Source organism: Mycetocola sp. BIGb0189, from assembly GCF_024810155.1.
Classification (GTDB): domain Bacteria; phylum Actinomycetota; class Actinomycetes; order Actinomycetales; family Microbacteriaceae; genus Mycetocola; species Mycetocola lacteus.
In genome coordinates this window covers 45,135-57,974 of record NZ_JANUED010000006.1, presented here as the reverse complement: position 1 = coordinate 57,974, position 12,840 = coordinate 45,135, and the positions used below count along the sequence as shown (strand labels likewise).

Below are 12,840 nucleotides of genomic sequence, written 5' to 3'. Positions count from 1 at the left end.
ATCGCTTTTCTTCAGGAGCTAGCACAGAACACCGCGACGAACCGGTTCGAAACTCGTACCGGGTCACCTAAAGAAAAGAGATAATCATGGCAACTGGAACCGTGAAGTGGTTCAACGCTGAAAAGGGCTTCGGCTTCATCACCCCGGACGACGGTTCGGCTGATGTTTTCGCGCACTACTCGGCAATCGCATCGAGCGGCTTCCGCTCGCTCGACGAGAACCAGCGTGTTGAGTTCGAGACCGTTGCTGGCCCGAAGGGCCTGCAGGCTGAGAACATCCGCGGCGTCTAATACCGCAACCCCGAAACCCCCGTCGTCCCTGTGGACGGCGGGGGTTTCGTCGTTGGCCAGCCGCCCCGGGGCGATAGGCTGAGGATATGAACACGGAAGGCTCGGTACGCCTGGACAGCTGGCTCTGGGCCGTGCGCCGCTATAAGACTCGCTCCCAGGCCACCACCGCGTGCCGCGCCGGTCACGTACGCGTGAACGGCGACACGGTAAAGGCATCCACCCAGGTCAAGCTGGGTGACGAGGTGCGGGTACGCATCGCCGGGTTCGATTCGATCCTCGAGGTCACCGCACTCATCACCAAACGGGTTGGTGCCCCCGCCGCCGCGCTGGCGGCCAAGGACAACACGCCGCCGCGTCCCTCAAAGCTTGAGACCGCCGCGCCCATCCTGCGTGATCGCGGAGCCGGTCGGCCCACCAAGCGGGAGCGCCGCGCACTCGATGAGCTGCGCGGCTTCGAACGCGACTAGCGCGAATTCACACGCGACCGGCGCGCGGCGTCGAACGCAGCAGCGCGGATTAGTGGGTGGCGGCGAGGGTGCCGGAAACGGCGGACTCGGTAGCGTCGATTCCGGAAGCGGGAGTCAGCCCCGAGTGCACCAGCGAGATGGTTGCACGGGCCACACGCACGTAGTCGTCCCCGCGCGCGATACGGCGCGAGCCGGCCTCAACCAGACCCTGAATCAGTTCCACCATCAGGCTGGGGTTTTCTACACCCATCTGGTCGACCGCGTCGCGCAGCGGCGACATCAGTGCCACATGCAGTTCGATGACCTCGCGACGGTGATAGTCCGGCAGTCGGGTGCCACCCAGCGCGTCGGCCACATCGTGCTTGCCCTCGGCGACCAGGCGCAGGGAGGTGAAGATATAGCCGTCCAGACGCTCGGAGGCGGTGGCCGAACCGGCCAGCGCCCGCTCGATCTCCCCGGTCCACTCGGCAAAGGATCCCAGGGCGATTTCGGCCAGCAGATCGGTGGCGGAGTTGAAGTACTCGTACACGCTGGAGCGCGCCAGCCCGATGCGCTTTCCCACCCGGGCAAGCGTGACGGCGTCGACACCGGACTCCAGGAGCTCCTCGGTGGCGGCCTGGATCAGCTCATCCCGACGACGCGAGCGGTGCTCGGCTACGGTGGGCGCGGTGATACGTGGCATGACTCAAGTATCGCTCACCATCCTCCAAAAGGTGTAATGATTCCGACAATCTGTCGGATAGGGTTTTAAGCATGGAGATCCTGAGAAACGTTCTGCTCATCCTTCACTTTGTGGGTCTGGCCGCCATTCTGGGCGGTGCAATGACCCAGATCAAGGCCATTAAGACCGGCACCGCACGCCTGGTTCCCGGCATCCTGCACGGCTCGTGGTTGCAGCTGGTCAGCGGTCTCGGTCTGGTGGCCCTGGCGGAAATGAACTCCGCCGTGGCGGTTGATCACATGAAGGTCGGTATCAAGCTGCTGATCCTGGTGGCGATTCTGGTCATCGCCCTGATCAACAAGAAGAAGGAGCCCCTGGCGGGCTGGGTGATCCCCACCGTCGCCGGGCTGACCGTGGTCAACATCATCGTGGCGGTCGTGGTTCGCTAATTCCCCTCCCCTTTTCCCCGCCGGGCCTCGAGCCCGGCGGGGTTTTCTGTTTAGCGCGTGGGGATCGCGTCCCAGATATCCGCGGCGAGACGCTCCAGCAGTGGGCCCGCCTCGGCCATGCTGCGCGCGGGATCGGGCTCGATCGCGGTGAGGGCGAACACGCGACCCAGGTGAGCGTCCCGTATGTGCGCCGGGGTGAGTTCCGAGCGCCCGCACACGACCATAACCGGCACACCCGCGCGATGCGCGGCCTCGGCCACGCCCACCGGAACCTTGCCGCCAAGGCTCTGCAGGTCCAGGCTCCCCTCGCCGGTGATGACCAGGTCGGCGTCCCGAATGAGCCGATCCACACCGGTGAGTTCACGCACCACATCGATACCGGGCCGGCGGGTGGCGTTCAGCATCCCCAGCGCCGCAAACCCCACCCCACCCGCGGCTCCGGCACCCGGGGTCCGCGCGGCCGTGCGGACCGCCGGAGCACCGGGGCCCGAAGCCGTGGCCAGCACCTCCACCAGCCCGGCCAGGGCCGCATCAAGGCGTGCACACAGGGCCTCGTCGGCACCCTTCTGAGCTCCGAATACCCGGGCCGCCCCGCGGGGCCCACACAGCGGATTATCCACGTCGGAGGCGAGGATAAATTTGCACGCGCGCACACGTGGATCAAGGGTCGAGAGATCCACCGCGGCGAGAGCTTCCAGCCCCAGGCCGCCGAGCGGGATCCGTGCTCCGGCGTGATCTTGCAGGCGGGCACCGAGGGCCATCAGAAGCCCCGCCCCGCCATCGGTGCTGGCGCTGCCACCCACGGCAAGGATGATGCGGGTGGCCCCGTGGTCCAGGGCCGCGCGGATCAATTCGCCGGCCCCCAGGGTGGTGGCTCCACCGGGATCACGGCGATCCGGCGGCACCAGTTCCAGGCCCGAGGCGGCGGCTAACTCCACCAGCGCGGTGCGGGATGATGCGGGTGGGTCCGCGGGGCTGTGTGTGCGTCCGGATTCGCTGCGGGATGGGGGCATGGGCGAGGTGTCGGCGGGTGGGAACAGCGCGAAGGATGCCACTACCGTGGCACCGTTTGGCCCGGTCACCCGCACCGGAATCTCCTCCGCCCCCGCGTCCAGCGCGGCGCGCAGCGTGCCCTCCCCACCGTCGGCCAGCGGCACCGTGTCAATGATCGGTTCCGAAGCTCCCGCCGCGTGGGCGGCCGCGCGCAGGCCGCGCGCCAGATGGGTGCCCACGGCGCGAGCGTCGAGGGAGTGTTTGAACTTATCGGTCGCAATGACGATGCGCATGGGTCCGCCTTCGTTGGCCAGCCTGGGGTGGCACCAGCCTAGCGGGCGCTCCGGACCCACGGCACAGACACGAATGCCCGGTCCCGCGGAGGCGGAACCGGGCATCGTCGAAGCGGTCTAGTCGGCGTCGAAGGGGCGCACGTTGAACGCGGCAGCCAGCGCCATGATCTTGCGGGCGCGGCCGAGGCGCGGGAGATCCGAACCATCGCGAACGATCTCACCGCGGGCGGTGAAGTCCAGCAGGAAGGTGTTGGCCCAGCTCACATCGGTGCGGGTGGGGCTGATGACCTCGTTGACCACCGGGGTCTGATCCGCGCTCAGGCAGAGCTTGCCGGTCATCCCCATCATCACGGTGATGCCCGACTGCTCGCGCAGAATCGGGTGGCTCTCGCCCACGGTAGGACCATCGATCGGGCCGGGCAGACCGGCCGCGCGGCTGGCAACAACCAGGCGGGCACGCGGGTAGGCCATCGCCTCACGGTCGGCGCTCATACCGGTATCGCGGCGGAAGTCACCGGAGCCAAAAGCCAGGCGGAAGGCACCGGGCGCGCGGGCGATCCGGCCGGCGTCCTCGATGCCCAGGGCCGACTCCACCAGGGCAACCACGGGACGCTGTCCTCCCAGGATCTGATGGGTCGCGGTGACCTGCTCGGGATCCTCGGTCTTGGCGAGCATCACACCCAGCAGACCCGGTGCGTGACGCAGGGCCTCCAGGTCGTCGCGCCAGAACTCGGTGGTGTAATCGTTGATGCGCACCCAGGCACTGTTGCCCTCGGTGTGCAGCCAGCGGGCGACGTCCTCACGCGCCTGCGGCTTGCGGCTCGGGTCCACGGCGTCCTCGATGTCCAGGATGACCGCGTCGGCCGAGGAGCGGACGCCCTGCTCGATCAGATCGGGCTGGGTCGCGTTGACCAGCAGCCAGGAGCGCGCGAGGTCCGCGGGCACCACGGTACGACGCCGAGTCGAGGGAAGATCGATGGTATTCGTGGGCAGCGGTTCACTCAATTTTGTACTCTTTCCCATTCCCCAGCCGTGGAATGTGTTCACCGGAGGCACACATGCCCGGGTACTCTCGTCCATTCACGGGTCGCGACGTCGCGAGTGGCACCACGGGGCGTGCCAGCGTCCATCGTATCCCGGCACCGCCGCGTACACGCCGAGGGGCACAAAACTCCGGGATGACCACGCGGTTTATCGTGCCCACCAACAGACACGGGGCCGAAACTTTTGTTGTCGGAGCGGATACGCATGCACCCAGAATCCGCGACTTTTCGGGGTTCTCCCCCGGAGCCTCGACGCCGGGGATCCCCAACCCGTCGGTTTGCCGAGTATTGCCCTCGTCTGGTGGGACAGACAGAAACCCGTGTCCCCGGTGTGGCAGGGCGCTCGTGCGCGACCTAGACGTACGGGCGCAGTGCGGCGACGATTCCCGCACTTCCGGCGATCAGTAGCCCGGCATCGGCACGGCCATTCGCTGGGCCCTCCGCCGCCGAAGCCTCCAGCGCTGAGACTTCGACCGCTGAGCCCTCCACCAGCCCGCCCGCTTCGCTCACGATCAGCGCGCCGGCGGCCCAGTCCCAGGGCGCGAGCCCACGCTCGACGTAGGCGGCCACGTGTCCCGCGGCAACCGCACACAGGTCGGCGGCGGCCGATCCTCCGATTCGGAGATCCCGGACCAGCGGGGTCAGCGCCTCCAGGGACGCGGCCTGGCGACGACGAATGGTCGGGTCATAGGCCAAACCGGTCGCGATGATCGCCGCGCTCAGGTCGGCACCGTCCAGCGCCCTGACGGTCCGGCCATCCGCGGTGGCGCCGCCGCCCGCGTGGGCGGAGAACAGCGTGGTCGCGGCATCGCCCAGGCACAGGGCGATCGCCCCGGCATAGGCGGTCCAGCTCGCCGGGTCGCCCGGGGCACTGACCGCCGCCACCGAGACGGCAAAGGGGCCGGCCCCGGTGACAAAGTTGGTGGTGCCATCGATGGGGTCAACCACCCAGACGATCCCGCTGGTGCCGGCGATCCGCGCGGTGCCCTCCTCGCCCAGGAAACCGTCCTCGGGACGGGCAGTCAGCAGGATCTCCCGCAGCAGGTGTTCGGCCTCGCGATCCACCTCGGTCACCACGTCGATGGCCGAGGACTTGGTGTCCACGGCACCGATACCCGTGCGGCGACGCTCGAGGATGTGCTCACGCACCCGCAGCGCGGCGAATTCGGCGAGCGCGCGCAGCTCGGTGAGGTCTGCGGGAACCGGTGAATCGGCGGAAAGGGCGGCGTCTGTCGGGCCGGCAGAGTCGGCGGTGCCGGTGGGGAAAGTGGCGGAAGTGGCGGTCATGGACGCGCTCGCTTTCTGGGGAGGCGGAGGCTAGGACAGCCCCACGACGGGCTGCACCACCCGGCGCTGTTCGGGTGTGTGGGCGGTGAGGAAATCAAAATCGCAACCGGTGTCGGCCTGCCCCACGTGACGGCGGTAGAGCAGCGGCCATCCACGCAGATCCGCGGGTTCGGGCTGAACCCGAGCCGCCAGACGGGCCTCAAGCTCGGCCGCGTCAATGTCGACGTTCAGGCTGCGTGCGTCCAGATCCAGGGAGATCAGGTCACCGGTTTGCACGAGCCCGATGGGACCGCCAATCGCCGCCTCGGGACTCACATGCACGATGCAGGACCCAAACGCGGTTCCGGACATTCGACCGTCGCTGATCCGCAGCATGTCGGTCACCCCCTGGGCGGCGAGTACCCGGGGAATGGGGATCACACCCCACTCGGGCATCCCCGGGGCTCCCACCGGTCCCGCGCCGGTGAGCACCAGCACGGTGTCCGGGGTGACCGCCAGGTTGGGATCATGAACTTCGCGGCGCATCTGCGCGTAGCTGTGCCAGACGAGGGCCGGTCCGGTGTGTACGCGGCGCAGGTCGGGGGCGGTGGCCAGGCGGATCAGGCTACCGCGCGGGGCGAGATTGCCCCGCAGGACGGCGAATGCCTCGGGGGCCACGGGGTCCGTGAGCGGGCGGATAGGCCGCGCGGTTCCCGCGAGATGCCCCGGTCGGGCAGATGGCTCGTGCTCGGTATCATCGGCGGGCGCATCAAGGCTGGGAGCTGGATGCGCCTCGGTACCATTGGCGGGCGCAACCGGGCCGGATACTCGCTGCGCCTCGGTACCATTGGCGGGCGCAACCGGGCTCTGCCCCGACACCGTCTCGGCGGCGCGCAGGTGCGTGCGCCAGGGGCGTCCGTCGGCGGCGCGCAGGTCCGCATCGATCAGGGTATCCAGCGTGTGCAGCAGGGAGGGGGTACCACCCGCGCGGTCGAAGTCGGCGAGCAGCCCGGCCCCGGCGGGTTCGATGTCCGCGATGACCGGGACCTCCCGGGAAATGCGATCCAGGGTATCCGCATCCAGGGTGATTCCCATCCGCCCGGCGAGCGCAATCAGATGGATCACCGCGTTGGGTGAGCCACCCAGCGCACACAGCGTCACCAGCGCATTGCGGAAGGCCGACTCGGTGAGGATGCGCTGCGGGGTGTCCGCGGGATCCGCGCGCAGCACCGTCTCGGTCAGCGTGATCCCGCTGCGATAGGCGGCATCCGCACGGGCCACACTGCCGGCGGCGGCCCCCGCGGTCCCCGGGAGCATGAAGCCGAGCACCTCGGTGAGGATCGCCAGGGTCGAGGCGGTCCCCATGGTGTTGCAGGTTCCGGGACCGCAGGCCAGCGCCCGTTCAAAACTCTTCCAGGCCGCCGTACCCCGGGTGCCACTCTGCCGCTCATGGTCGGCACGCCAGAGGGCCGTGCCGGTTCCCAGCCGCGTATCGTCAAGGACCCCGGCGGCACGCGGACCGCTCACCACCGCGAGGGTCGGCAGATTGGCGCTGGCCGCCCCCATCAGGGCACCGGGCAGCGACTTATCGCAGCCAGCCAGCAGGAGCAGCCCGTCCAGCGGATACGAGCGCGCGTACTCCTCCACCTCGATCGAGAGCAGGTTGCGATAGAGCATCGCCGTGGGCTTCATCAGGTCCTCGCCGAGGCTCATCACCGGGAACACCACGGGAATGCCGCCGGCCTCGCGGATGCCGCGCTCGGCATCCTCCACCAGGGAACGCAGCGGGAGGTTACACGGGTTCAGCGTCGAGGAGGAGTCGGCGATCCCAATCAGCGGACGACCCGACTCCAGGTCCTCGGTCACCCCCGAGTTGCGTAGCGCGACCCGGTGCATGACCGAGATTTCGGAATCGCCAACAAACCACTCGGCACTACGAGGTGTATACATCGGGTCACTTCTCTCGGGTGGGCAGGAGGCCGATCGGGGCCAGCGCCGGGTCAAGCCCAATCGGCACGGGCACGGGCACCCGGTCATCGCGGCCCAAGTCGTCTACGGGATGGGCGTCGACGCGCCCGATGGGAAGACCGGGAACAGCACCGGTCGGGCTCCGGCACACCCATCGCAGCAGCGTTTAGTGGCCGGGAGGTGGACACCAGAAGACGCACCGGTAAACGATCCTCGCCGCCCCGGCGGGCCCGGGTGAACACTTCGAATCAGCCCGCGCGGGCGGGACCTCGGCACACCGCCGCGGCATAGAGTGACCTCGGCCCAGCACCCATCAGGAGGAAACCGTGTCCGAACCCGCGTCGCGCCAGGGCGTCGAACGCCGCGACTACACGGTGGCCAGCGTCGCCCGCGCACTGCGCGTGGTGGACGTGGTTGCCGAAGCCGGAACCGATGGGCTGACCCTCACCGAACTCGCCCGCCTGTCCGGCATGTCCAAGAGCGCGGGCTTTGCGATCGCGCGCACGCTGGTGGACGCGGGCTATATCCGCGAGGTGCATCCCGGGCCCCGCTACCGGCTGGGCCTGACCCTGGTGCGCCTGGGTGACCGGGCGGTGGAGACGCACCCGCTGACCGAGCTGGTCAAGCCCGTGCTGCACGATCTGACCCGGCGCACCCAGATGACCGCGCGGGCGGCGATCAACGATGATGGCTATCCGATGTTCATCTCCCGGGTGGATGCTCCCGGTGTGATCCGCTTCCATGCACCGATGGGGGTGCGCGAGCTCCCCCACTCCTCCGCCGCCGGCAAGGCGATTCTTGCCCATCTGCCCGAGAGCGAGGCGATCCGCATCGCCGAGGAAACCGGGCTCCCTGCACGCACCCGCCGCACCATCACCACCGTGCCCGGGTTTTTGGAAGACCTACGCCGGACCCGCGAGCGCGGCTTCGGCATCGATGATGAGGAGGATGAGATCGGCGTTTACTGCCTGAGCGCACCCGTATTCGGACTGCACGGGGGCGTCTTTGGTGCCCTGTCGGTCACCACCATTAAGACCGGCTCCCCCGAGCGCCGCGCGAGCGAACTGGGCGGGATCCTGCGCCGGTTTGCCGCGCAGATCACCGCGCAGATTGCCGGCCGTCCGCGGGGACGCGACTAGTGCGGGCGCTGCGTATCCCGCACCCCGGAACCCTGCACCTGGCCGAGGTTGCCGAGCCCGTCGCGGGTCCCGGCGAGGAGATCTTCAGGCCGCAGCTGGTGGGGCTGTGTGGAACCGACCTCGACCTGATCGACGGCCTGGTGGACCCGGCCTTTGTGCGCTATCCGCTGACCCTCGGGCACGAGTGGGTGGGGCTTGATCCCGCCGGACGCACCGTGGTCACCGAGGGCCTGATCCCCTGCGGCACCTGCGTGCGCTGCGCCGAGGGCCGCGAAAACCTGTGTGCGACCTACGCCGAGCTGGGCTTCACCCGGGACGGGGCGGCCGCATCGGCCGTGGCCGTGCCGCGGAGCCTGGCGCACGAGATCGCGCCGGGCATCGATCCGCTTGCCGCGGTGATCGCCGAACCCGCGAGCGTGGTCTATCGAGCCATGGAGCGCGCGATTCCCGCCCCCGGGGCGCGCATCCTGGTGATCGGAGACGGCACGATCGGTCTGCTCGCCGCCGCCCTCGCCCGCGTCTGGGAGCCCGAGCGGGTCGACCTGCGCGGCCTGCGCACCGAGCAGGCGATCCTCGCCGAGCACGCCGGGGTGGACCGCTTCCTCACCCGGCGCGCGGCCAAGGGCTACGACCTGGTGATCGAGGCCTCGGGCTCCCCCGCGGGCGTCGCCGCCGCGATTGCCGCGACCCGGCGCGGGGGCACCCTGGCACTCCTCGGCTATCTGGGCCGGGATGTCCGCTTCCCGCTGGATGTGGACGCGCTGATCAACGCCGACCTCACCGTGCTGGGCAGCTTCGCCTCGACCTCGGCGTCCTGGCGCTCGGTGGTGGAGCTGATCAACGCCGGCACCCTGGATGCGGGCTGGCTGGTCACCCACCGTTTCGCGCTGACCGACTACGTGGCCGCCGTGGACGCGCTGCGCCACCCGGGCGGTGCCCGCGGCAAGATCGTGCTGGAGATCCCGCAGGGCTAAGTTCCTGCAAAACTCTCCGCCTCGATCCGCGGGCAACACAAAATCGCCGGGCTGGAAAACCAGCCCGGCGATTTTTGTGGTGCGTGCTACTTGATACCCGAGCGCAGGAACGAGTTGATGAATCCGCGCTGACCGATCAGGAAGGCCGCGAGCAGCGGGCCGATCACGATCACGGTACCGGCGGCCATCTTGGGGAAGTCCATGCCGGTTTCGGGGGCCAGGAAGCGCACCAGTCCCACGGTGATCGGCCGGGTCTCATCCGAGGTGGCCACGATCATCGGCCAGAGGAAGTTGTTCCACTGGGTTGAGACCGACACCAGCGCGTAGGCGATGATGCTGGGCTTGGCGGCCGGCAGGAACACCTTCCAGAGGATGCCCAGACGCGAGCTGCCCTCCACCTGTGCGGCCTCAACCAGCTCATTGGGCACGGTCATAAACGCCTGGCGTAGGAAGAAGATACAGAACGCGCTGGCCACATACGGCAGGCCGATTCCGGTGATCGTGTCCAGCAGCCCGAAGCCCGCCACGGTCCGATAGTTCTCGGACATGAACACTTCGGGGAAGATCATCAGCTGAATCAGAACAAACACGAAGAGTGCATTCTTGAACGGGAAGGTGAACCGCGCAAACGCGTAGGCGGCGAGCGCCCCGAACACCAGCTGGGCCAGGGTGATGCCCACCACCAGCAGCGTGGTGTTGAGGTAGTACTGACCAAACGGCGCGGCCGACCAGGCGTTTGTGAGGTTATCGAAGCCGAAACGGCTCCCCTCGGGGGATTCCACGATCACCGAGCGTACAAACACGTACGCCAGCGGGGCGATCCAGAGCAGGCCGGCGACCCAGGCGAGAACCCGTTCGATCCGGTCCGAGGTGGTGAGGATGCGATCCACTATGTCTCCTAGCGATAGTGGATCTTGCGATCCATCAGTCTGATCTGGATCAGGGCCAGTGCCACCAGCACGGCCACAACCACGAGTGAAATGGCGGCGGCGAACTGCGGCCAGTGCTGGGCGAAGGCCACCTTATAGATGTAGAACAGCAGCAGGTTGCTGGCGTTGTCCGGGCCACCCTGGGTCATCACAAACACGAAGTCGACCATCTTGATCGAATCCGAGAGCGCCACGATCGCCGCAAACAGCGTGGTGGGCATCAGCAGCGGGAAGCTGACCTTCCAGAAGTGGCGGAACTTGCCCGTGCCCTCCAGCCGCGAGGCCTCCTCGAGCTCGGGGTCGATGCCCTGGAGTCCGGCGAGATAGAACAGCATAAAGAATCCCGCCTCCTTCCAGACCATCATGACCATGAGCGAGGGCAGCACCAGGCCGGGATCGCCCAGCCAGTCGGGAGTGGGCAGGCCCACGGCACCGAGGATCGAGTTGATCACTCCGATATTGGGCTGGTAGAAGTACATCCAGATCACCGCGACGGCAACCATCGGGAGGATCGCCGGGGCAAACACGCCCGCGCGCAGGAAGCCGCGGCCGCGCACGTTCTGGTGCAGCAGGACCGCGAGCAGCATCGCCAGGCCGAGGGACACCGGCACGGTGATCAGCGAGAACAGGAAGTTGTTGCCCAGGGCCTTCAGGAAGACGTCATCGGTGGCCAGGCGGGCGTAGTTATCGAGGGTAAACCCGTCGCCACGGCGGGGCTGGGTGCTGGCGATGATCGAGCCGATCAGTGGCTTCACCGTGAACAGCGCCAGGAAGATGAAGGCGGGGAGGAGCAGGAAATAGGCGAAGCCGGCATCCGGGAGTTTGCGGGCGGCGCGGAGGGGATTCCACGACGAGCGTTCGGTCGGAGGCGCGACTGCGGGGGCGTCGGTCATGACGGGTGGCAGCCTTTGGTTCGAGGGTGTTCGGGGCGGACCGGGAGGGCCCGCCCCGAACGGGGTGTGGGGTGGTGCGAGTGGGGTGTTACTTGTGCTCGGCCAGAATCTTGGTGATGTCTGCCTGAGCCTTGGTGAGTGCTTCCTTGGCGTCGGCACCGTTCAGCAGGACCGACTGCAGGGCCGGGGCCAGGGTCTGGTAGACCACGCGGTCACGATCCAGGGTCGACATCTCGGGGATGGCGTCGGCAACGGCGTCGTGAGCGGCGATGGCCTGCGGGAACTTCTTCACGTGGGCGACCATGGCGGGGTCGTTCCAGGCTGCGTCCGAGGTCGCGATGTAGCCGGACTTGACGGACACGTCGGCCGCGCGCTCGGGGGTGGTGAGGAACTTCGCCAGGGTGACGGCTGCCTCGCGCTGCTTGTCGGAGACACCCTCGTTGAAGAGCATCAGGCTGCCACCACCGGTGGGTGCACCGGCGGCAACGTCCTTGGGCAGTGCGGACACGCCCCAGTCGAAGGTGGCCTTGTCCTGGATGGTGCCCATGCGGCCCGAGGTGGTCCACAGCATGGCGGTCTGACCGGCGAGGAAGTCATCGGTCGAGGTGGACCAGGCGACCTCGGTGCTCGGGGCGATGCCCTCGGCACCCAGCGAGGCCCAGAACTCCAGAGCCTTCACGTTCTCCGGGGTGTCCAGGGTGACCTTGGTGCCGTCGGCGTTGCTGATTGCGCCGTCGCCACCGGCCTGCTGGACCAGTGCCTGGTACAGCCAGTAGGCGGTACCGGTGGAGGTGGGGATGAACAGACCGTACTTCGATCCGCCCTTCTCCTGGGTCGCGCGGGCGGCATCCAGCAGCTCGCTGCGGGTGGCCGGACCGTGCTCGGGGTCGAGGCCCGCCTTGGTGAAGTAGTCCTTGTTCCAGTACTGGACGATGGTCGAGCGTGCGAAGGGCACACCCCACACGTGGCCGTCGCTGTCGGTGGAGTTCTTCATGAACTGCGGGTAGAAGCCGTCGAGCCACTTCTTGCTCTCGTCGTCCTTGAGGTAGTCATCCCAGCTGGAGATCGCGTCGCGCTCCACCAGGTCGAGGACGAAGGTCTGGTCCATGATGGCCAGGGCGGGGGCCTTGCCGCCGTCGATCGCGGTGTTGACCGCGGTGAGCGTCTGGTCGTAGTCGCCCGAGTAGACGCCCTTGACCTTGATCTTGGGGTGCTCGGCGGCAAATTCCTTGAGGTAGCCGTCGATCAGGGTGCCCAGGGTGCCCACCTGGTCGGGGTAGTAAAACTCGATGCTTACCTCTTCGTCGGCCTGTGCGGGCGCCGAGCAACCGGTCAGCACAACGGCGAATGCGAGTGCGGCACCGGCCGTGGCAAGAAGCTTCTTGCGGATCGGGGAAGACATGGGAAATAGGGTCCTTTCTGGAACCTTGTGGATGGGTTGTGATTGAAGGTGTTGCGGGGAGGAAAAGTTTTGG

General features: G+C 67.8%; 13 protein-coding genes. 5 read left to right on the top strand and 8 right to left on the bottom strand.

The features are described from left to right. The first annotated feature begins 86 nt into the window (after nt 1–86). Both M2390_RS10520 and M2390_RS10515 read left to right on the top strand, forming a co-directional pair. A complete protein-coding gene (locus tag M2390_RS10520) occupies nt 87–290 on the top strand; it encodes a cold-shock protein (RefSeq protein WP_121647134.1) in 204 nt (67 codons plus the stop codon). Between the two features lie 86 nt (nt 291–376). Next, nucleotides 377–757, top strand: coding sequence for an RNA-binding S4 domain-containing protein (locus M2390_RS10515; protein ID WP_259178575.1), 381 nt, complete (start codon nt 377–379; stop codon nt 755–757). A 49-nt stretch (nt 758–806) separates the two neighbouring features. On the opposite strand, the gene M2390_RS10510 is transcribed toward M2390_RS10515, so the two are convergent. Further along, on the bottom strand, nt 807–1,439 hold the full coding sequence (locus M2390_RS10510) for a TetR/AcrR family transcriptional regulator (RefSeq protein ID WP_259178573.1): 633 nt from the start codon (nt 1,437–1,439) through the stop codon (nt 807–809). A 71-nt stretch (nt 1,440–1,510) separates the two neighbouring features. On the opposite strand from M2390_RS10510, the gene M2390_RS10505 reads away from it, so the two are divergent. Beyond that, nucleotides 1,511–1,867, top strand: coding sequence for a hypothetical protein (locus tag M2390_RS10505; protein WP_259178570.1), 357 nt, complete (start codon nt 1,511–1,513; stop codon nt 1,865–1,867). 50 nt (nt 1,868–1,917) lie between these two features. Here the strand turns inward: M2390_RS10505 and M2390_RS10500 are convergent, their stop codons facing one another. The 4 genes from M2390_RS10500 to M2390_RS10485 all read right to left on the bottom strand — a co-directional run bounded on the left by M2390_RS10500 (nt 1,918) and on the right by M2390_RS10485 (nt 7,412). After that, nucleotides 1,918–3,153, bottom strand: coding sequence for a glycerate kinase (locus tag M2390_RS10500; RefSeq protein ID WP_259178569.1), 1,236 nt, complete (start codon nt 3,151–3,153; stop codon nt 1,918–1,920). Nucleotides 3,154–3,270: 117 nt separating this feature from the next. Continuing rightward, nucleotides 3,271–4,176, bottom strand: a complete 906-nt coding sequence (locus M2390_RS10495) for a CoA ester lyase (RefSeq protein ID WP_121688466.1) — start codon at nt 4,174–4,176, stop codon at nt 3,271–3,273. A gap of 374 nt (nt 4,177–4,550) precedes the next feature. Then, nucleotides 4,551–5,483, bottom strand: a complete 933-nt coding sequence (locus M2390_RS10490) for an inositol monophosphatase family protein (RefSeq protein WP_259178566.1) — start codon at nt 5,481–5,483, stop codon at nt 4,551–4,553. A gap of 30 nt (nt 5,484–5,513) precedes the next feature. Continuing rightward, nucleotides 5,514–7,412 carry a dihydroxy-acid dehydratase gene (locus M2390_RS10485; RefSeq protein ID WP_259178565.1) on the bottom strand — a complete coding sequence of 633 codons (1,899 nt, stop codon included), beginning with the start codon at nt 7,410–7,412 and terminating at the stop codon, nt 5,514–5,516. 344 nt (nt 7,413–7,756) lie between these two features. On the opposite strand from M2390_RS10485, the gene M2390_RS10480 reads away from it, so the two are divergent. Beyond that, on the top strand, nt 7,757–8,569 hold the full coding sequence (locus M2390_RS10480) for an IclR family transcriptional regulator (RefSeq protein WP_121688001.1): 813 nt from the start codon (nt 7,757–7,759) through the stop codon (nt 8,567–8,569). Beyond that, nucleotides 8,569–9,543 carry a zinc-binding dehydrogenase gene (locus tag M2390_RS10475; protein ID WP_259178562.1) on the top strand — a complete coding sequence of 325 codons (975 nt, stop codon included), beginning with the start codon at nt 8,569–8,571 and terminating at the stop codon, nt 9,541–9,543. Before M2390_RS10480 ends, M2390_RS10475 begins: the two co-directional genes overlap by 1 nt. An 86-nt stretch (nt 9,544–9,629) precedes the next feature. Here M2390_RS10475 and M2390_RS10470 read toward each other — a convergent pair whose 3' ends face one another. The 3 genes from M2390_RS10470 to M2390_RS10460 form a co-directional block, all read right to left on the bottom strand. Beyond that, nucleotides 9,630–10,433 carry a carbohydrate ABC transporter permease gene (locus M2390_RS10470; RefSeq protein WP_245991933.1) on the bottom strand — a complete coding sequence of 268 codons (804 nt, stop codon included), beginning with the start codon at nt 10,431–10,433 and terminating at the stop codon, nt 9,630–9,632. A gap of 8 nt (nt 10,434–10,441) precedes the next feature. After that, a complete protein-coding gene (locus M2390_RS10465; protein ID WP_220700546.1) occupies nt 10,442–11,365 on the bottom strand; it encodes a carbohydrate ABC transporter permease in 924 nt (307 codons plus the stop codon). Nucleotides 11,366–11,453: 88 nt separating this feature from the next. Next, nucleotides 11,454–12,767 (bottom strand): ABC transporter substrate-binding protein, encoded by a 1,314-nt coding sequence (locus M2390_RS10460; RefSeq protein ID WP_259178558.1) that lies wholly within the window; start codon nt 12,765–12,767, stop codon nt 11,454–11,456. Nucleotides 12,768–12,840 lie beyond the last annotated feature (73 nt).